16 protein-coding genes are annotated in these 18,547 nt (G+C 60.5%); 9 read left to right on the plus strand and 7 right to left on the minus strand.

Going from position 1 to position 18,547, the window contains the following annotated elements:
• Nucleotides 1–88 precede the first annotated feature (88 nt).
• Together FHW37_RS13230 and FHW37_RS13235 are read right to left on the minus strand one after the other, a co-directional pair.
• Nucleotides 89–1,768: a formate--tetrahydrofolate ligase gene (locus FHW37_RS13230; protein WP_145637144.1), complete on the minus strand. Its 1,680-nt coding sequence runs from the start codon at nucleotides 1,766–1,768 to the stop codon at nucleotides 89–91.
• A 200-nt stretch (nucleotides 1,769–1,968) separates the two neighbouring features.
• Nucleotides 1,969–4,176, minus strand: coding sequence for a TonB-dependent hemoglobin/transferrin/lactoferrin family receptor (locus FHW37_RS13235; protein ID WP_145637147.1), 2,208 nt, complete (start codon nucleotides 4,174–4,176; stop codon nucleotides 1,969–1,971).
• Between the two features lie 284 nt (nucleotides 4,177–4,460).
• Here FHW37_RS13235 and FHW37_RS13240 point away from each other — a divergent pair, with 284 nt between their 5' ends.
• The 3 genes from FHW37_RS13240 to FHW37_RS13250 all read left to right on the plus strand — a co-directional run bounded on the left by FHW37_RS13240 (nucleotide 4,461) and on the right by FHW37_RS13250 (nucleotide 6,556).
• Nucleotides 4,461–4,982, plus strand: a complete 522-nt coding sequence (locus FHW37_RS13240) for a TIGR00645 family protein (RefSeq protein WP_145637150.1) — start codon at nucleotides 4,461–4,463, stop codon at nucleotides 4,980–4,982.
• Between the two features lie 190 nt (nucleotides 4,983–5,172).
• Nucleotides 5,173–6,084 carry a helix-turn-helix transcriptional regulator gene (locus FHW37_RS13245; RefSeq protein ID WP_186458244.1) on the plus strand — a complete coding sequence of 304 codons (912 nt, stop codon included), beginning with the start codon at nucleotides 5,173–5,175 and terminating at the stop codon, nucleotides 6,082–6,084.
• A 37-nt stretch (nucleotides 6,085–6,121) separates the two neighbouring features.
• On the plus strand, nucleotides 6,122–6,556 hold the full coding sequence (locus tag FHW37_RS13250) for a PAS domain-containing protein (RefSeq protein WP_246690789.1): 435 nt from the start codon (nucleotides 6,122–6,124) through the stop codon (nucleotides 6,554–6,556).
• An 18-nt stretch (nucleotides 6,557–6,574) separates the two neighbouring features.
• Here the strand turns inward: FHW37_RS13250 and FHW37_RS13255 are convergent, their stop codons facing one another.
• The 3 genes from FHW37_RS13255 to FHW37_RS13265 all read right to left on the minus strand — a co-directional run bounded on the left by FHW37_RS13255 (nucleotide 6,575) and on the right by FHW37_RS13265 (nucleotide 9,746).
• Entirely contained in the window at nucleotides 6,575–7,747 is a 1,173-nt protein-coding gene (locus FHW37_RS13255) for a DUF2333 family protein (protein WP_145637159.1), read from the minus strand.
• A 130-nt stretch (nucleotides 7,748–7,877) separates the two neighbouring features.
• On the minus strand, nucleotides 7,878–8,918 hold the full coding sequence (locus FHW37_RS13260) for a hypothetical protein (RefSeq protein WP_145637162.1): 1,041 nt from the start codon (nucleotides 8,916–8,918) through the stop codon (nucleotides 7,878–7,880).
• Between the two features lie 246 nt (nucleotides 8,919–9,164).
• Complete coding sequence (locus FHW37_RS13265; protein ID WP_145637165.1) at nucleotides 9,165–9,746, minus strand: thymidine kinase; 582 nt, start codon at nucleotides 9,744–9,746, stop codon at nucleotides 9,165–9,167.
• Between the two features lie 195 nt (nucleotides 9,747–9,941).
• Here FHW37_RS13265 and FHW37_RS13270 point away from each other — a divergent pair, with 195 nt between their 5' ends.
• The 5 genes from FHW37_RS13270 (at nucleotide 9,942) to FHW37_RS13290 (ending at nucleotide 14,314) form a co-directional block, all read left to right on the plus strand.
• On the plus strand, nucleotides 9,942–10,895 hold the full coding sequence (locus tag FHW37_RS13270; protein WP_145637168.1) for a choline ABC transporter substrate-binding protein: 954 nt from the start codon (nucleotides 9,942–9,944) through the stop codon (nucleotides 10,893–10,895).
• 166 nt (nucleotides 10,896–11,061) lie between these two features.
• Nucleotides 11,062–11,925, plus strand: coding sequence for a choline ABC transporter permease subunit (gene choW / locus FHW37_RS13275; protein WP_145637171.1), 864 nt, complete (start codon nucleotides 11,062–11,064; stop codon nucleotides 11,923–11,925).
• The gene (choV, locus tag FHW37_RS13280) at nucleotides 11,922–12,986 is read left to right on the plus strand and encodes a choline ABC transporter ATP-binding protein (RefSeq protein WP_145637174.1); all 1,065 of its coding nucleotides are present in this window, start codon (nucleotides 11,922–11,924) and stop codon (nucleotides 12,984–12,986) included. The genes choW and choV overlap by 4 nt, the downstream gene beginning before the upstream one ends.
• 103 nt (nucleotides 12,987–13,089) lie before the next feature.
• A complete protein-coding gene (locus FHW37_RS13285; protein ID WP_246690761.1) occupies nucleotides 13,090–13,656 on the plus strand; it encodes a HugZ family protein in 567 nt (188 codons plus the stop codon).
• Between the two features lie 334 nt (nucleotides 13,657–13,990).
• The gene (locus FHW37_RS13290) at nucleotides 13,991–14,314 is read left to right on the plus strand and encodes an ArsR/SmtB family transcription factor (RefSeq protein WP_145637176.1); all 324 of its coding nucleotides are present in this window, start codon (nucleotides 13,991–13,993) and stop codon (nucleotides 14,312–14,314) included.
• A 333-nt stretch (nucleotides 14,315–14,647) separates the two neighbouring features.
• Here the strand turns inward: FHW37_RS13290 and FHW37_RS13295 are convergent, their stop codons facing one another.
• On the minus strand, nucleotides 14,648–15,493 hold the full coding sequence (locus FHW37_RS13295) for an alpha/beta fold hydrolase (RefSeq protein WP_145637179.1): 846 nt from the start codon (nucleotides 15,491–15,493) through the stop codon (nucleotides 14,648–14,650).
• Nucleotides 15,494–15,875: 382 nt separating this feature from the next.
• On the opposite strand from FHW37_RS13295, the gene FHW37_RS13300 reads away from it, so the two are divergent.
• A complete protein-coding gene (locus FHW37_RS13300; RefSeq protein WP_145637182.1) occupies nucleotides 15,876–17,417 on the plus strand; it encodes a cation:proton antiporter in 1,542 nt (513 codons plus the stop codon).
• 3 nt (nucleotides 17,418–17,420) lie between these two features.
• On the opposite strand, the gene FHW37_RS13305 is transcribed toward FHW37_RS13300, so the two are convergent.
• Nucleotides 17,421–18,485, minus strand: a complete 1,065-nt coding sequence (locus tag FHW37_RS13305; RefSeq protein ID WP_145637185.1) for an alpha/beta hydrolase family protein — start codon at nucleotides 18,483–18,485, stop codon at nucleotides 17,421–17,423.
• Between the last annotated feature and the right edge of the window lie 62 nt (nucleotides 18,486–18,547).

An 18,547-nucleotide genomic window follows, 5' to 3' on the forward strand; every position in this document is an offset into this window, starting at 1 on the left:
CGCCTGCGGGGAGAGGGTTAGGGTGAGGGGCAATTCTGAAACGCTCAAGCCGTCTTGAATCAACCTCTCAACCGCCTGACTCAACTCCTCAGAAAAGCCCCTCTATCAGCCCGTCATCATTCAAGAAAATCCGCTCAGCCGCCGGCGCCTTCGGCAGACCAGGCATGGTCATGATCTCGCCGGTAATGGCAACGATGAAACCGGCGCCGGCCGAAAGCCGCACCTCGCGCACATGCACAACATGGCCTTCCGGCACACCGCGCAGGTTGGGGTCGGTGGAGAAGGAATATTGCGTCTTGGCGATGCAGACCGGCAGGTTGCCGTAACCGGCGTCCTCCCAGGCCTTCAGCTGCTCGCGCACCGCCTTTTCAGCCGTCACTTCGCCGGCATGATAGATCTTCGTGGCCACCGCCTCGATCTTGTCCATCAGCGGAAGATCGTCGCCATAGATCGGCTTGAAATCGGCAACGCCGCTATCGGCAAGTTCGACCACCTTGCGCGACAGTTCCTCGATGCCGGCAGAGCCTTCGGCCCAGTGACGGCAGAGGATCGCCTCGGCGCCGGAATGGGAAACATAGTCCTTGATCGCCGCCACTTCCGCATCCGTATCGGAGATGAAATGGTTGATGGCGACGACGACCGGCACGCCGAATTTTCGGACATTGGCGATATGGCGGCCGAGATTGGCGCAACCGCGCGTCAGCGCCGCAACGTCTTCCGCACCAAGATCTTCCTTCTTCACGCCTCCGTTCATCTTCAGCGCCCGGATGGTCGCGACGATGACGGCGGCGGCCGGCTTCAGGCCTGCCTTGCGGCACTTGATGTCGAAGAATTTTTCCGCCCCGAGATCAGCGCCGAAACCGGCTTCGGTCACCACGAAATCGGCAAGCTTCAGCGCCGCCTTGGTGGCGATCACCGAATTGCAGCCATGGGCGATATTGGCAAACGGGCCGCCATGCACGAAGGCGGGATTGTTTTCGAGCGTCTGCACCAGGTTCGGCTGCATCGCATCCTTGAGCAGAACCGCCATCGCCTTGTCGGCCTTCAGATCGCGGGCAAACACCGGCGAACGGTCGAAGCGGTAGGCGACGACGATATCACCGAGCCGCCGCTCGAGATCGGCGAGATCTTCCGCGAGGCAAAGGATGGCCATGACTTCCGAGGCAACCGTGATATCGAACCCGCCTTCACGCGGAAACCCGTTCTTGACGCCGCCGAGCGAGTTGACGATTTCGCGCAGCGCCCGGTCGTTCATATCCATCACCCGCCGCCAGCTGACGCGGCGCGTGTCGATATCAAGTTCGTTGCCCCAGTAGATGTGGTTGTCGATCATCGCCGACAGCAGATTGTGGGCCGAGGTGATGGCGTGGAAATCGCCGGTGAAATGCAGGTTGATGTCTTCCATCGGCACGACCTGCGCATAACCGCCGCCGGCCGCTCCGCCCTTCACACCGAAACACGGCCCGAGAGACGGCTCGCGTACGCAGATCATCGCCTTCTTGCCGATCCGGTTGAGACCGTCGCCAAGGCCGACCGTGGTCGTCGTCTTGCCTTCGCCGGCCGGCGTCGGATTGATGGCGGTGACGAGGATCAGCTTGCCATCCGGACGATCGCCGAGCGATTTCAGGAAATCGGCACCGATCTTCGCCTTGTCATGGCCATAGGGAAGCAGAGCATCGGACGGAATGTTGAGCCGCGCACCAATCTCCGCGATCGGCTTCTTTGTCGCCGCGCGCGCAATCTCGATATCCGATTTGACAGCCGCCATCTTGTTTTCCGTCCGCTTTCCATAAGGCCTGAATTTCAGGGCATGCTTAGCGAAACGCGGGCGTGCTGTGAATAGGACAGGATGCGTCGCCCCCAGACTATCGGATTCAGGGAGCGTGAAAACACGCCGCCAACGAAAAAGGCGGCACGATCGCCCGTGCCGCCTTCCTGTCCCCGTGAAGCCCGCCGCTTCCTGGCGTCTTAGAACCGCTGCGTCAGCGAGATCTTGAAGGTCCGGCCCGGCTCCGAATAGAAGGCGCGGTTGCTGGACTCGTTGGTGGCGGCAATATCCTTGGTTTCGAGCGCATCGTAATAGGTGCGGTCGAAGATGTTGTAGATGCCGGCCTGGATGCGCAGGCCCTTCATCTGTTCAGGCTGGTACCAGCCGGTCAGGTTGAACAGGCCGTAACCCGGCGCCTTGAACGAAGATGTCGACAGGTTGCTGACCCGCTTCACCGCCGTGAACTGCAGTTCCGTGCCCCAGTTTTCCTGTTCGTAACCGATCGCCGCGATACCCTTCAGCGGCGCAACGGAGTTGATCAGCTCACCGGTATCGAGGTCTTCGCCATAGGCATAGGCAAGCGAGGCGCGGGTGAAGATACCGTTGTCGAAGGCCTTGTGGATGTTGCCTTCGAGGCCCCAGATCTTCACGCGGCTGCGGTTGAAATATTCGATCGTGCCCAGCATGTAGCCCGGCTCGACGGTGGTCTCGCTGTCGATGAAGTTCTTGTACTTGTTGTAGAAGGCTTTTACGCCGCCGCCGAAATCGCTGTCGCCGAGATTGGCCCCGATTTCAAAACCGTTGACCGTTTCGGATTCGAGGTCCGGATTGCCGATCTGCCGATAGAGCGGCGCATTGTCGTAATTGCTGTAGAGCTGGCTGACGCTCGGCGCCTTGAAGCCCATTGCCCACTGCGCATAAAGCTCGACATCCGGACGCACTTCCCAGGCCGCGCGGATTTTTGGCGAGAACTGGCTGTCGGAAACGCCAGCAGGCACGCCCGCATAACCGCTGTTGTTTTCATACTGCGCGGTCGAGGACGGCCGATAATCGAACCAGTCGAAACGGACGCCGGGGGTGATCGAGAAACCGCTGTCTCCGATCGAGATCTTGTCGTCCAGATAGAAGCCGAGGCGGGTACCGTCGACATCCGGTTCGTCCGACTGGTTGTTGTGGTAATAGGCGCAGGAAGACGGCGTTGGGATGGTTTCGTCGCAGGTATCGCCGCCATCGATATACTGGTGCGTGGTGAAGAAGGAGACATCGCCGCCGAGCGTGATCTTGTGCTTCAGCGAACCGGTGTCGTAGATCCCTGTCAGGGCACCGACGGCACCGATATCCTTCTCGGTCTTTTCGCTGATGCGGTAATATTCACCGACCGGCGGCGTCAGGCGCAGGCCACGCGGGCCTTCGGTGCGCAGCACGCGCTGCCAGTAGAGCGATCCCCAGGCATTGTCGATGAACGTATCGCCGAGCGTGTTGTAACGGTAGTCGAGCGAGACGCGCTCGCGGCGCAGATCGGACGTCCGGTCATAGGCGTTTTCCTGATAGGTCGCCCCCTGCTCCTGCCGGAGATCCTCGTTGGAATTGTTGTTGAAGCGCTCGGCCGTGACGCCGATCATGTGACCGCCTTCCAGCTGCTGGCGCAGCTTGAACAGCAGGTTCGACTTGTCATAACCGAGCGGATTGGCCTCGGTGCGTTCCGAGCCGTAACCGCCGACGATACCGTTCGATTCCGTCTGATGGCCCTTCTTGTAGCTGCCCTGGAACATGATCGAGGTGTTTTCGATCTTCTTGGCGACTGCGGCCGAGCCGACGAAAGAGCGGTCGCTGCTGTCATACGTAAACTTGGTGATCGCACCCCAGTCCTTGCCGTCGCTGATAACGTCTTCCGGCTCCAGCGTCCGCAGGATCACCGCGCCGCCAAGCGCACCCGAACCGGCACGGCTGGAATCGCCGCCCCGCAGGATGTCGATCGTCGAGAGCGCGGAAAAGTCATAGGCATCGACGCCGCCATAGGCGCCACGCACCGGGTCGGTCATGAACGGCAGCGGAATGCCGTCGATCGTCGTCAGAATACGATCATCCTCCAGACCGCGAATATTCACGCTCTTCGTCGCCGAGACGAAGCTGACGCCCGGCTCGACCGTATTGCCGAGATCATCGAGGCTCTGGATATCGCGATTGAGGATCGTTTCCCGTGTCGTTTCCGATGCGAGCGGCGTATCGGCGGCCGTGCCATCCTTGGAAACCCGGCTCGTCTTGCCGCTGAGAACGATCGGCTTCAGCTCCGTGCTGTCGCCCGCCGCCGGCTGCGCTGCTTGCTGGGCGCCTGCCGCCGTCGCGCAGGCGAAAAGGGCAAAGGCCGAGCAGGTGACAAGAAGAGAGCGCGAGCGCGGGAGAAACATGGCAGTCCTTTCAGCGGGCATACGGGGTCGCAGCGCAAGAGTTGCACCGGTTTTGGCAGCCCGGTTCAAATACGGCAATAACGTGGCGAGAGGCAGAAAACTGCCTTAATCAAGCGATTAGAAAACATGATGATTGATGTCAACAAATTAAACATGAACGGATAGATCAAGTTTAAGAGAGCACCTCGGCGTGCTGAAATCGCAACAAAAATTCGACCTCCCCTTGCTCCGCAAGCCCCCTGCAATTATGGGGTTGTCTCTTTCTAGGCTCGGAGAACGAAGAGATGAGATCGCTGGAACTTTTGGTCGAACGCATCATCCTTTCGAGCCGCTGGATTCTCGTCGTCTTTTATCTCGGTCTCGTTGCGGCACTGGCGGTTTACGCCATCTCCTTCGTCGGCAAGTTCCTGAAGGTCGCGCAGAACGTCTTTGAACTCGACGAAGCCCAGATGATCCTCGCCATGCTCGGCCTGATCGATGCCGCGCTTGTTGCCAGCCTGATCGTGATGGTGATGATTTCCGGTTACGAGAATTTCGTCAGCCGTTTCGACGAGACGGAAGCAGACGTTTCATTCCTCGGCAAGCTTGATGCCGGCAGCCTGAAGATCAAGGTCGCCTCCTCAATCGTGGCAATCTCCTCGATCCATCTCCTGCAGATTTTCCTGAACGCCAATCAGTACACCGACGCAAAACTGATGTGGTACACGATCATCCACCTCGCCTTCGTCGTCTCCGCCGTCATGCTCGGCTGGCTTGAGCGCATCATGACCAGCACCAAGGCGCAGAAGGCCGAGGAAAAGCATTAAGACCATAACTTTTAGATCGTTCGCACACGAAATGCTGCAATTATAGGACATATTCTATCCTATGCTTCGGCAGTTCGGTGGAAATTTGCCGGCGTTCCCGCCCCTTCATTTTTTCAAAGCTCGGCCGAGTCGCAATCGCGGCTCGCCAGAAACATCTTTAGTGCCAAGGGCTTGCCTCAGGCGCTCAAGCTTGCCGCAGCACGATTTTTTTCGCCGGCGAAGGGTCTGCCTAAGCCTATGGAAATCCTTAAAAAACATAAGCGATTGTCGGAAAAGTAACACTTATCCACTGCTGACCAGCAAATTTTGCTGGTATTACAACAAGATTGGTATATTTGTTGCCGATAACATAATCACGTTCAATATTGCCTCAAATATGATCACGCTGGAACGGCAGTCCATTCTGAACAGCGAAATCTCTGCAGCGGACTCGCGGGCGGAGATCTCGACCGTGCTCGAACGGACGACGCGTGAATTCGGCTTCCGATACTTCATGCTGGTCAAGCAGCCGCCGGCCGATGAAGTGCTCCTGTCGCGCATCTTGGTCGACAGCAATCTGCCCAAGGACTACATCCGCGAATTCGACCGGCTGCGGCTTCTGCGCAAGTGTCCGATCTCGTCGATCATCGCCGAATCCTCGCTTCCCTTCTGTTGGTCGATGGATGACCGTTTTCATTCCGGCATGCCGGCCTTTCCTCTCGAACTGACGCAGCTACAGCAGCGCTACGAGATGACGACAAGCGTCGCCATGGCCCTTCACTCCACCGATGGCACCGGTTTCCGCATTCGGATAGACGGCAGCAGGCCGCGGCTGACACAGGTGGAGCTGAACGAGATCGGCATGCTTCTGCTGCATGCATTCTGCGTCTTCGACAGGATCCGCCGCTCCGAAAAGGCGTCGCTTTCGGGGCCGCTGACGACCCGCGAACTCGAAGTCGTCCGCTGGACGGCGCAGGGAAAGACTTCGTCCGAGATCGGCAAGATCCTCACCCTCTCGGATCACACTGTTAACGCATATATGACCAACGCCATCAAAAAACTCGATTGCGTCAATAGAACCCAGTTGGTAGCCAAGGCCCTCAGGTTAAGGCTGATCATCTAGCGGCGACTTGCTGCCGCTTAGGGGAAAATGATTGAAAGTGCAGGTTCTCGGCTTCCCTCACGATGTAGGGACCAGCCATAAGCGGCACGGATATACGCGCAAGGGCATCGTTGGCCCCGGTGTCGGCCTGTGTGGTTTCTGGCGAATAGAGCTGGACAGCGGCCTTGTTTTTGCGACAGCCGGACTTTTCCATATTTTTGAGCTCGAACCCCGCGAAGGGCCGGTCAACCTCGTCCAGCTGTGCGAGCGCATTCATCCCGAAGACCTTCCACGATTGCTGAAGGTTTTTGAAAATGCCGGCAGCGAGAAGAGCGATTACAGCTGCGCATTCAGGGTGCGCCGCAGCGGCGGGCGTTACCAGCTGGCCCAGGCGATGGGAACCTTTCAGCCCGTCTGCGGCGATGCAGGCGCCATCATCGGCATGACCTTCGAGAGCGCCTCCGAACGGCCGCATGTCGGCAGCCGTTCGTAAAGCCGATCACCTCAAAACTCACCGTTCGAGCACGGCGCGCATTTCAACCAGGTTGGAACGCACCATCAGTGTATGAAAACCCATCACGGCAAGATGGCTCGGCATGATGAACCCGTCCTCGGCACCATTCGAGACGACCGTCGGCCGAACCCTCAGCGCCGCCCGGAAGCGTGACAGGGTCTCGTTCCAGATCTGGCTGAGATTGCGCTCGCGGATGACCTGCGAGAAATCCGCTCCCGCGCCGGACAGCACGGCGTAATAGCCGTAGAGCTGGCCATAGGCGAACCAGAACCGGTCATCCGCCCGCGTATCGAACCAGCCGGCCGCATGATTTTCCGAGCGGTCGCGCAGGATCGCCGCCGTGCCGCCGAGATCGTTGGCAATCCGGTCGATGAACTGCACGAAATTGTCGGCGCGACCATCGAATGTCGCGTTGCAGGAAGAAAGGTCGGCATTGAAGCCTTTAAGCTTCTGGATGGCGGTGCGGTAATAGCTCGGCGTCGGCGTTTTGAAGCCGAACGGATCGAGCCCGAAATACCAGGAATATTCGTCGAACTGCAGGTTTCCGCGTGCATCCTGCAGATTGCTGTTGATGCCCGACGTGCCACGCACGCGCCCAAGCGTATCGACCAGTTCCGACGAGGTGCGCCGCACGGCCTGATTGACGCCGCGCTGGAACGAGGCCTTGTTGTCGAGGAACGGCGTGTGATCCCAGTCGATGCCGAACAGGCCGATCTTGTAGAGCACCATGGACGAGATCCAGGCATTCTGATTGACATTCATGTCGGTCAGATCCGCCGCTGCCTCGACGATCGCCGAGGGCTGGCACTGCCGCGCAGCAGCAGCAACGGCAGGCGCCTGCGCTGTCGTGGCGGGCGTACCGGCAGTGGGAGCTGCGCCGGCGGCGGGCAATTCCTGCCCCGGCGGCACCGTCCGTTCGGACCAGCGATAGGCATCGACGAAATTCGGGTTGAACCCTGTCCAGACCTGCGTCTGCCAGAAGAAATAGCCATAAAGCGAGAGAAGGCAGACGAGGACGACGATGATCGGTCCCTTGATCAGCCAGTGACGCTCGCCATACCAACCGGTCGCAGCCCGAAGCGGCCAGAACAGCCATGCTGCGAAAATCCCGATACCCCTGCCGATTGCCCGGCCCAGACGTTGGAAAAAGGCGGTCACTCGGTCAGTCATCCGATCGGGCATCCTTGTCTCCTCAATGGCGGCTCAATGGTGGTCGGCTGTGCCCTTCACTTATGGCTCGCGACCGCCATGCACAACACCCGGCGCTTTAAAAACGCCAGGGTTGCGGCAAAGCGCCCAATCAGCGACCGCCCGACGGCCGAAAAGTCCGGATCCTGCGCGAAAGAAATATGCCCTCCTGCACCTCACCCTCCGGCTCTTCCTGTGTCTGGACGAAGAGTTCGACAAAGGCATGATCGACAATCCGCCGCCGACGTCCCTCGCCGGGTGCCACGAGGCGGTTGTTGCGATAGCGCTCCACCGCGTCCGCCAGGTTCGGCAAGGCGCCGCCATCCGGCAGCGCCCGGTCACCATCGCCGTCGATCTCGGCCAGCGCCCGGTAGAGGATCAGAAATTCCTCCGCATCGAGCTGCAGCTTGTGGGAGACGGTATCCAGCGCCACGACCTGCGCGTTGAGCATCCTGCTCAGCGAAAGACCGGCACCGACCAGCCGCTCCGTCGCGGCAACAGCTTCGAGACCCGACATCACGCCGACCGCGTCCTTCTCGAAGGTATCTTTGAATTTCCCGTCCTGGCCGCCGGCCTGCGGAGCCGGCCCGGTCGCCGCCTTCTCCCGGCCTGCAACACCTTGCCCACTCTCATCCTGCCCGGAGAAAGAGCGAACCAGCTCGGGCCGATGCGCGGCAAGCTCCGTCAGCAGGCTTTCAAGAACCTGACGTCGACCGGAAAGAAAGCCGCGTTCCTCAAACACTGCGCCCTGAAGATGATCGGCACGTGCGAGCAGGCCGGCGAGATGCTGCGGATTGACCCGCCGCTCGAACCGCCGCTTCTGCCTTTTTCTGACAGCCGATTTCAACAGGAAGCCGATCGCGCTATCCAACCGGCTCGGCATTTCACGACTATCGAAGGCCGTCCTGATCTCGCCAAGCGCAGCCCCGAGCGCCAAAACTTCTTCTGCCAGAATGGCTTCGGCAGGCGCCCAGGTGGCGGCAATTCTACGCTGCCGCGCCGCCTCCCCGCCGATTACATTGCCATCCGGGATCCGGCTTTGGGCAGCCGCCTCGCGAAACATCGCTTCGGACTGCCCGACATCCTCGCGCATGGCCGTAACCAGAGCGCCGAAACGGCCCATGTTTTCGTCAAAACTTTTTCTCGCCCCCACGCCCAGTTCCTCCAACACAGGCATTGGAGAGGAAAGATAGCGGAGAACGAAAAATTCGCCAGAGCATGTAACGACGAAGATACGTCGTTTAGGTGGACCCAAAACCATCCAGTAAAGAACAGTAGGAGACTGGTTTTTGATGAAAGCCGAAACGCAAGATCAAGCAGGCAGCAAGCCATCTGGTCGATCAGTCATCCAACTAAACCAATGAACGGGCGCAGGTGGAGAAACCGAGGTTATTTCTACTCAATCGCACCGCATCTTATCGGCCCAGTGCCGCCGGCACAGCGACACGTAGCGGTCATTGCCGCCGACCTCGACCTGCGCCCCTTCGCGCAATGCCTCGCCACTCTCGTCGACACGCACCACCATCGTCGCCTTGCGGCCGCAGAAGCAGATGGTACGGACCTCGCGCAGCTCGTCGGCGATGGCCAAAAGCTCCAGCGAGCCGGGAAACAGCTTTCCCTGAAAATCGGTACGAAGGCCGTAAGCCATGACCGGAATGCCGACGCGATCGGTGATCCGTGCCAGCTGCCAGACCTGTTCGGGCGACAGGAACTGCGCCTCGTCAACGAAGACGCAGGCGATCGGCTCGGCCGCATGCATGTCGGAAATCAGCGCAAACAGATCATCGCCCGCCGTAAACGGCGTCGCCGGCGATGAAAGGCCGATGCGGGATCCGACCCGGCCCTTGCCGGCCCGCTCGTCGAAGGATGCGACAAATATCTCGGTGCGCATGCCGCGCTCCTGATAATTGTAGGAGGCCTGCAAAAGCATGGTCGATTTGCCGGCATTCATCGTCGCGTAGTTGAAATAGAGCTTGGCCATGCCAGCCTTCTGAAACCGAAAGCCGCGAAGGAAAAGACGTTTTCGGGGGAACCCACAAAAAAACTCTCCCCCGACTTCCGCTACCTGCGGCTATCGATGTCGCAAATCGCCACTCTCAGCGCGCGATTACGCATGCTTGCCTGTTCCGGAGAGATATTGATAATGGTCAGAACACTAAACGGGGAAGAACATAAGATGACCATCACCTTTTCGCTGAAGACCGTTTTTGCCGCAGCCGCCTCCATGCTCGTTCTGGCCGGCACTGCCAAGGCCGCAGAACCGGAAAGCTGTGGCACCGTCCGTTTCGCCGATGTCGGCTGGACCGACATTACCGCAACGACCGCCACCGCCTCCGTTATCCTGAAGGCGCTCGGCTACCAGACCGACATCAAGGTTCTCTCCGTACCGGTCACCTATTCCTCGCTGAAGAACAAGGATATCGACGTTTTCCTCGGCAACTGGATGCCGACCCAGGAAGCCGATGTGCGCCCCTTCCTGAATGACAAGAGCGTCGAATCCTTCGGCCCGAACCTCGTCGGCGCCAAGTATACGCTCGCCACCAATGCCAAGGGCGCCGAACTCGGCATCAAGGACTTCAAGGATATCGCCGGCAAGGCCGACGCGCTGGAAGGCAAGATCTACGGCATCGAGCCGGGCAATGACGGCAACCGCCTGATCCTCGGCATGATCGAGAAGAACACCTTTGGCCTCGGCAAGCTGCAGGTCGTCGAATCCTCCGAACAGGGCATGCTCGCCCAGGTCGCCCGCGCCGACAAGGCCGGCCAGCCGGTCGTTTTCCTCGGCTGGGAACCGCACCCGATGAACGCCAATTTCAAGCTGACCTACCTGACCGGCGGCGATGACGTCTTCGGCCCGAACTTTGGTGGCGCCGAGGTCTATACCAATATCCGCGCCGGTTATACGCAGGAATGCACCAATGTCGGCACCTTCATCAAGAACCTGAAGTTCTCGCTGCCGATGGAAAACCAGATCATGGGCGGCATCCTGAACGACAGCGAAGAGCCGGAAGCAGCCGCAACCGCCTGGCTGAAGAAGAACGGCGCGGCTGTCACGCCCTGGCTCGCCGGCGTCACCACCAAGGACGGCAAGCCGGCCGAAACTGCGGTCAAGGCCAAGCTCGGCCTCTAAAAAAACCAGGAGCATGTCGCGCAGACCGCCCGGCGGCTTTGCGGCAAAGTCATGCAACGAAACAGAAGCCTGGACGCGATGCGTTCCAGGTCACGTAACGGGTCCCGGCCGCTGATGCGGCCGGATTGACCTGACCGGCACCCCTTGATCAGGACGGGACGAACACGTGGACTGGCTTCCCGAATGGCTGGTGGATTCCACCGGAAAATTGCGGCTCGGCATATGGGCCAAGGACTGCGTCGACTGGCTGACCACCAATGCCGACTGGTTCTTCAACTGGTTGTCGAAGTGTCTTTCGGCGGTCATCAACGCGCTGCTTTTCGTCCTGCAATGGCCGAATGCCTTCGTTCTGATCGCCATCGTCACGCTGATCGCCTTTGCCTTTCGCCGCTCCTATTCGGTCGCGGGCTTCACGCTGATCGGCCTGCTTCTGATCTATAACCAGGGCTACTGGAAGGAAACGACGGAGACGCTGGCGCTGGTGCTTGCCGCCTCCGCCGTCTGCATGCTGGTCGGCATTCCGATCGGCATCGCCTGTGCCCGCCGGCCCTGGCTCTACGAAGTCCTGCGGCCGATCCTCGACCTGATGCAGACGATCCCGACCTTCGTTTACCTGATCCCGGCACTGATCCTGTTCGGCCTCGGCATGGTGCCCGGCCTGATCGCAACCGTGATCTTCGCCATCCCCGCACCCGTCCGCCTGACGCGGCTCGGCATCATCTCGACGCCCGGCAGCCTGACGGAAGCGGCGGTTGCCTTCGGCGCGACACCATCGCAGGTGCTGCGCAAGGTCGAGCTGCCCTATGCCATGCCGCAGATCATGGCCGGCCTCACCCAGACGATCATGCTGTCTTTGTCCATGGTGGTGATTGCCGCCCTCGTCGGCGCGCCGGGCCTCGGTGTGCCGGTCGTGCGGGCGCTGAACACGGTCAATATCGCCCGCGGCTTCGATGCCGGCTTCTGCATCGTCATCCTCGCCATCATCCTCGACCGCATGTTCCGCACCGCCGAGCCGGGAGGCAAGTCATGAGCGAGATCGCAAAGGACGCCGTCACCTTCGGCAATGTCGACATCATTTTCGGCGATCACCCCGAACGGGCCATTCCACTGCTCGATCAGGGCCGCACGCGCGACGAAATCGCCGCTGAAACCGGCATCGTGCTCGGCGTCGCCAATGCCTCGCTGTCCATCCGCGAGGGCGAGATCCTCGTCCTTATGGGCCTGTCCGGCTCCGGAAAGTCGACACTTCTGCGCGCCGTCAACGGCCTAGCCCCCGTCGTGCGCGGCACCGTCAGTGTCGCAACGCCAAGCGGCCCGGTCGATCCCTACCGGGCCAGCGCCCGCACTCTGCGGGATCTGCGCATGCACACCGTCTCCATGGTTTTTCAGCAGTTCGGCCTCCTGCCCTGGCGCACGGTTGCCGAAAATGTCGGCTTCGGCCTCGAACTTGCCGGCGTCTCTGAAAAGGACCGCAAGGCGCGCGTTGCCGAACAGCTCGACCTCGTCAACCTGTCGCAATGGCGTGACCGCAAGGTCGGCGAGCTTTCGGGCGGCATGCAGCAGCGTGTCGGCCTTGCCCGCGCCTTTGCCACCGGCGCGCCGATCCTGTTGATGGACGAGCCCTTCTCGGCGCTCGACCCCTTGATCCGCACCCGTCTTCAGGACGAGCTTCTGGAATTCCAGCGACGGCTGAAAAAGACCATCCTCTTCGTCAGCCACGATCTCGACGAGGCGTTCCGCATCGGCAACCGCATCGCCATCATGGAAGGCGGCCGCATCGTCCAGTGCGGCACGCCGCGCGATATCGTCCGCGAGCCGGCCGACCAGTATGTCGCCGATTTCGTCCAGCACATGAACCCGATCGGCGTGCTGACCGCAGCCGATGTCATGCGCCCCGGCGTATCGGGCGAAGCCGGAAACCATCCTGTCAGCGCCACCGCGCGCAGCGAAACGCCGCTGGTCGATATCCTCGATGCGCTGTCGCGCCAGCAGGGCGCCGTCGCCGTTGTCGACAATGGCACGATCGTCGGCACGATTTCCGCCGACGACGTCGTTTCCGGTCTCACCCGCCATCGCCGCAGAGGCGAATGACGAAAGCCAGAGATGCCAGGACCGAAGAAGACGGAAGCCTTTCCGTCTTCTTCGAAGCTCGGCCGAATGCTAGAACCTCCCTGTAGGACAGGGAGATATGAAGATGGCGGAAACACCCAACCGCGAGAATGCCAAAAGCCCGACCGCCGAAATGCCTGCAGCTGACAAGCCGAAACTCCTGCGCGATACGGATGACGATGCGCGCGCCCTCGCCCGCAAACTGCTCGGCGATGCGCGTCATATGGCGCTCGCAGTCATCGACGCCGAAACCGGCTTTCCCGCCGCAAGCCGGGTGCTGACCGGCATCGATGCCGACGGCGTCCCGGTCATCCTCGTCTCCGGCCTTGCCGGCCATACCAAGGCACTCGATTCGGATCCGCGCTGCTCGCTTCTAGCGGGTGAAACCGGCAAGGGTGATCCTCTCGCCCATCCGCGAATCATGGCGCAATGCCTCGCGCAACGAATCACCCGTGACAGCGAGGATTACGAAAGAATCCGAAAAATCTTCATCGCTCGCCACCATAAGGCGAAACTTTACGTCGATTTTCCCGATTTTCGATTTTATCGGCTTGTGCCGCAATCGGCCCTTTTAAATGGCGGTTTCGGCCGGGCATTTGCCCTGTCCGCAAGCGAGCTGCTCGCCGAAAATCGCGGAAAAGGTGAGAAATGAAGAAAGTTGCGTTTTAAATTCAAGTACATCGAAAATCGTGCGAATACACGAAATCAACTTACGGATGCAAGTAGAGTCCTGGTCACAAATTGCCACAAAACTGCCTTGCGCAGGTGATTCCATCCCGAATCATGTGATAAATGCCATGGCACCTGACAATTTCACCGTGTCGACAAAAAATGTGCATCGCAACATATTTTAAAGCATTCTAAAATATTGTAGTAAGTACCCGAAATCTAGGGATATACAACTTGGCCGACTGCTGATTAAGTCCGGCCAAAGCATAACGACGACGGCCAGGGCAGAAATGCCCTGGATAGAGGGGAACGAGCAGATGGAAATGATGCAACTTTCTGAACATTCGAATGCGGCAGCGGGCCTATTGTCCGCAATGGCCAACCCGAAGCGACTGATGATTCTATGCTGCCTGGTCAAGGGCGAAGTGGCAGTGGGGGCGCTGGCCACGCAAGTCGGATTGAGCCAGTCTGCACTGTCGCAGCACCTGTCCAAGCTTCGCGCGCAGAAACTCGTCAAGACGCGCCGTGATGCACAGACGATCTATTACTCCAGCACGTCCGACTCGGTCCTTAAGGTCCTGTCGGTCCTGGAAGACATCTACTGCGCACCGCAGCAGGGCAAGACGTCGGCTGCCGCCTAACCAGCGGCCCACGTTCAAAATCACGGCCCTCCCTTGAGCTTCCCGTCACGCAAGTGTCGGGGGCGAATTCTTTTACGCGCCTCATCATCCGCAGGCGTCGTCTGGAGCGGGGAGTGATATGGAACGATCTGCACCTGACGTCTCCCATGCCCATTCAGATCATGCCCCGGGCGACCGGCGCAAGTGACGAAAATCAATTTGACGCTCAAAGATTTTGATCGATCCGGCATTTTGCGATTCGGCGATGGTGATGACATTTACCGGACCCGGTCTCTGAAGATGGTGGTTACACCCTGCGGATCAGGTCCGCAGGGCACCTGATCATTTGCTCTTTCAGGAATTGAAGAACTCCAGAAGATCCGCGTTGATGATATCCGGATGGGTGGTCGCCATGCCGTGCGGAAAACCTTCCTTCACCTTGAGAATGCCGTTCTTCAACAGTTTCACCGACAGCGGCGCGGAATCGGCAAAGGGCACGATCTGGTCGTCGTCGCCATGCAGCACCAGCACCGGCACCTCGATCTTCTTCAGGTCCTCGGTAAAATCCGTCTCCGAAAAGGCCTTGATGCAGTCATAATGGGCCTTGGTGCCGCCCATCATCCCCTGCCGCCACCAGTTGTCGATCACACCCTGGCTGATCTTCGCACCCGGACGGTTGAACCCGTAGAACGGCCCGGTCGGGATATCGACATAGAACTGAGCCCGGTTGGCCGCGAGCGCCGCCCGGAACCCGTCGAACACCTCGAGCGGCAGCCCGCCCGGGTTCTTCTCCGACTTGACCATGATCGGCGGCACGGCGCCCATCAGCACGGCTTTCGAGACCCGGCCATTCCCGCCATAGGTCCCGACATAGCGGGCCACTTCGCCGCCACCGGTCGAATGACCGACATGAATGGCGCCTTCGAGCCCCAGATGTGCGACGAGCTCGGCCATGTCGGCGGCATAGGTATCCATCTCATTGCCGGTCTCGGTCTGGCTGGAGCGGCCATGGCCACGGCGGTCATGGGCGATGACCCGGAACCCCTTGTGCAGGAAGAACAGCATCTGGGCATCCCAGTCATCGGCTGAAAGCGGCCATCCGTGATGGAAGACGATCGGCTGGGCTTTGCCATCGGCCGGTCCCCAGTCCTTGTAGAAGATCTCCGTCCCGTCCTTCGTCGTGATGAACCCGCTGCCCATGAATTGCTCCGTCCGTTCGGGGTGGCGACAATGCAATGAAAATGGCGATGAGATTGGAAATGGAAGCGGCCCTCAACCGCAGCCCAACCCTATGGAACAGCACATGGTTGTCCAGACGTCAGATTTCGCCCTTGCCGAATTTGCAAAGCGCCATATTTCTTGAGGCCCACCCGGAGATATTTCCCCACTTGCCGCTGAAAAGCCTGCGCTTTATCGCGTAGCGCTGTTGCGGACCGGAAGATCACCGTTATGGTGATCACAATGGCCGCCCCTCCACGCCCTGGAGAGCGGTTCTTCATCACGACGCCCAAACCATCCTCAGAAACATCCAAAGCAGCCGCTCGACGAACCCACAAGACGTATCGCAATCGGAAGGGGATCCATGAATTTCTTCGAAAGCCTTCTTCTGATCCTGCTCGTCGCGGTCGTTCTCCTGCAGCTGTCGCGCCGCCTGGCCGTCCCCTACCCTTCCATGCTGGCGCTTGCAGGCGTGGCCGTCGCGCTGGTGCCCGGCGCGCCTTATCTGGCGCTGGACCCGGAAACGGCGCTTGCCCTCTTCATCGCCCCTGCCCTGCTTGATGCCGCCTTCGACTTTCCGATCAGCACCGCGCGCCGTTTCTGGCTGCCGCTGGTCGTCTTTGCTCTGGGCGGCGTGATCGTCACCGCCGCCTTTGTCGGCCTGGCCGGCCATCTTTTCCTCGGCCTGCCGATCGCCGCGGCCGTCGTGCTCGGCGCGATCGTCGCCCCGCCGGATGCCGCAGCGGCGACAGCGGTCCTCTCCGGCATGTCGATCCCGCGCTCGACGGATGCTGTCCTGCGCGGCGAAAGCCTGTTCAACGATGCCGCAGCCCTTTTGATCTTTTCCGCCGGCCTTTCCATCCAGTCGGCCGGCGGCATCGATACGGAAGTGTCCGTGCGACTTCTCCTCGCCGTGCCCGGCGGCATCGCGCTCGGCGTCGCCGCAGCCTGGATCATCCGCAAGCTCAATGTCTTCCTGACCGGCACGCTCGGCGGCAACCTGATGCAGTTCGTGCAGACCTTCCTTCTGTGGATCCTCGCCGAAAAGCTGCACCTCTCCGCCGTGCTCGCCATCGTCGCCTTTGCCATGACACTGGCCAATACCGGCGACACGCTTTCGTCGGCGCGCATGCGCGTCCAGTCCTATGCGGTCTGGACGGCGGTCGTCTTTGTCCTCAACGTCGTCGCCTTCATGCTGATGGGGATGCAGGTGCGTGACATCGTTGCCGACATGTCGCCGGCCCATCTGATGGAAGCGATCACCTTCGCCGCGCTGATCGTCGTCATCGTCATCCTGGCCCGCTTCGCGGTCTGCCTCAGCTTCAACCTGTTCGAACACTGGCTGGCCCGCCAGCAGAACCGCCTGCCGCGGGCGACACCGAGACAGGCCATCCTCGCCTCCTGGTGCGGCATGCGCGGCCTCGTGACGCTCGCCACAGCCTTCGCCCTGCCCGCGGATTTCCCCCAACGCGACGTCGTCGTGCTGACCGCATTCGCGGTCGTGCTGGCCACCCTCGTCTTCCAGGGCCTGACGCTGGCGCCGGTCATCCGCTGGCTCGGCCTCGACCGCCGCGGCCAGGGCGCCGAGGAACTGACGCGCCTGCGCCGCCGCATCGCCCAGGCCGGCATTGCAAGACTGGACAACGAGACGGATCCGGACGCCGAACGCCTGCGCGACAAGTTCCGGCTCGAGCAGGAAGCCTATGACGACCCCACCCGCGCCGCCTCGGTCGACAATTACCGCCGCCTGGTCCTCACCGTCATCGCCGGCCAGCGCGCGGCGCTGGAAGAGTTGCGTATCGCCTACGAACTGACCGTCGACGAATACAATCTCCTCCTCGAGGAAATCGACTGGCGCGAACTATCTGTCCTGCCGGAAGATGCGCGGCGGATCGAGGAGACGTGAGACCTAAAGCCCCGGTTTGAATACTCGATCGAAGGCGGAAACCACCATGTCGATCATCTGCGCATGGATCTCGTAACGCGAACGCCCGCCGCCATCCGCGCAGATCGGATCGCCGATATTCTCGGACAGCGCAAGTTCGGCGGCACCCGGCCTGCATTCGGCAAACATGCTGAAATGGCTGGCATCCTCGATCGTCGTATAACGTGCCTGCGGAACGGTTCTGGCAATTGCCGAGACATCCGCCGTGACCGGGATTTTCCCCGCCTGCCCCAGATTGACCAGATCGACTGGAATGGAAATGCCCGCAAAGCTTTTCGGATCGAACACATCTGCCGGCGCCGGATCGATGGCCATCGCAAATGTGATCCGGCCATCCCTGTTGTCGCGCCCGGCCGACCCGAGATCCAGACTGTGCAGATCGGCCCCGCTCATCCTCACCCATTCGCAGAGCGAGGCGTTGAGCGTATCCGTATCGCAATAATCGGCCAGACGCTGCGGATCGAGACGTGCCCCGGCAAGGCCAAGCGCCGTATTGCCGCCCATTGAAAGACCAAGCATGCCAGTCTTGCCCGTCACAATGTGATCGCGAAATGCTGCATCCGTCTCCATAGCATCCAGAGTAGCGCTGACATCACCCGGCCGCAGCCAGAGCTTCATCGTCTCCAGCGCCGATCGGTTGGGACCGCTATTGCCGGGATGGGCAGGCGCCGCCACGATATAGCCCTGTCTTGCAAGTGGCGTCGCGATCCAGCTCAGCGCCTGCGGGCTTCCCGCCAGCCCCGCGCCATGGGACAGTACGATCAGCGGATATCTTTCGGGCGAAACCGGTGCATCCTTCAAGGCCGATGTGCCTTTGAAAAACACGCTTTCGCCGAGCATCACGGGTTCACCGCCCGGACCGGCCGGATACCAGACGGTGACGGCAAGATCGGCACCGCGTTCTTTCGAGACGGCGAAAGCCTGCCGCACACCAACATCGCGCCCCGCGGCGACGGCCGGCTGCTGCAAAGCGAGCAACGATGAGACAGCGATCCAAGTCGCCGCCAGAATATGGAATGGCAATATCATTGATCTCTCCAAAGCCGTTATCGGCTCAGCCTCCCCTCGGCATCCCTGCCGAGGAAAAGGTC

The sequence above is a fragment of the Neorhizobium alkalisoli genome, from assembly GCF_007829835.1.
In the GTDB taxonomy this organism is placed as follows: Bacteria; Pseudomonadota; Alphaproteobacteria; order Rhizobiales; family Rhizobiaceae; genus Neorhizobium.